This is a genomic window from Hyphomicrobium sp. (genome assembly GCF_020852195.1).
Lineage (GTDB): Bacteria > Pseudomonadota > Alphaproteobacteria > Rhizobiales > Hyphomicrobiaceae > Hyphomicrobium_C.
This window is the reverse complement of the sequence record NZ_JADZBI010000259.1, coordinates 1-1234: the sequence shown is the minus strand read 5'-3', so window position 1 is coordinate 1234 and position 1234 is coordinate 1. Positions and strand designations below refer to the sequence as shown.

2 protein-coding genes are annotated in these 1234 nt (G+C 68.2%); both read left to right on the top strand.

The genetic code is table 11. The annotated features are described in order from the left end of the window. Positions 1 to 788 (top strand): hydantoinase B/oxoprolinase family protein (locus IT540_RS20725; RefSeq protein ID WP_291181776.1); only part of this gene is annotated, 788 nt, incomplete at its 5' end. Positions 789 to 790: 2 nt separating this feature from the next. Further along, positions 791 to 1234 (top strand): acyl-CoA dehydrogenase family protein (locus IT540_RS20720; protein ID WP_291181775.1); only part of this gene is annotated, 444 nt, incomplete at its 3' end.

The following is a 1234-nucleotide window of genomic DNA, read 5'->3' as shown; positions in this document are numbered from 1 at the left end:
TCAACCCGGACATCCCGCACAACGAGGGGATGGTGCAGCCGATCGAGATCGTGATCCCGGAGGGCACGATCCTGAACGCGGCGTACCCGAAGGCGACCACCTTCGGCAACCACCTGTGCCCGCCCAATGCGGATGCGATCCAGCGCGCGCTCGCGCCCGTGCTGCCCGATCGCGTCACCGCGGGCTGGAACCATGCACTGATCTCGCTCACCACCGGCATCGATCCGCGCACCGGCGAGAAGTACGGCGACATCGGCTTCATGGGCCTGAAGGGCGGCTCGGGCGCGATGCTCGGCGCCGACGGCTACGACCACATCGGCATGATCGACGCCTCGGGCGGCGTGCTCGACCAGGACTACGAGATGTTCGAGCAGCAGACACCGCACACGCTGCTGCGCCACGAGCTGCTGACCGACTCGGCCGGCGCGGGCCGATGGCGCGGCGGGCTGGGTGTGGAGACGATTTTCGAGATCGGCTCGGACGACACGCAACTGGTCACTTTCGGCGACGGCGACTTCGAGCCGGCCTTCGGCCTGTTCGGCGGCCAAAACGCCGGGCTGAACTTCATCCGCCTGCAGTACCCCGACGGCCGCACCGTCGTGCCGAGGAACAAGGACCTGATCACCGGGGTGCCCAGGGGAACGATCTACCACCAGGTGGCCAGCGGGGGCGGCGGTTATGGCGATCCGAAGAAGCGCGATCGCAAGGTGCTCGCGGAGGATGTGAGCATCGGCGTGTTCTCGGCCGAGGCGGCTCGCGAGGTCTACGGAATGGACGAGGAGTCCTGAAGATGGACTTCGAGCTTAGCGACGAGCAGAAGGCGGTGCGCGACGCGTTCGCGCGCTTCGCCGACCAGCGCATCGTGCCGCAGGCCGCGGCGCTCGACGAGGCGCGCGCGTTCCCGCGCGAACTGTTCGGCGAACTGGCGGCACTCGGCCTGTTCGGAATGCGCTATCCGGAAGAGGTCGGCGGCAGCGGCATGGCGCTCGCCGAATTCGGCCTGGCGCTCGAGGAGATCGCGCGCGGCTCGATGTCGCTGGCCGGCGCCGCGGCGATGCAGTCGCTGATGGGCACCAAGTTCCTGCACATGCTGGGCAACACCGACATCGTCGAGCGGCTGTTCAAGCCGGCACTGGCCGGCGAGAAAATCGGCGCGATCTGCATGACCGAGCCGAACGCGGGCTCCGACCTCGGCTCCATCGCCACGACCGCGAAGAAGGTCGACGGCGGCTAC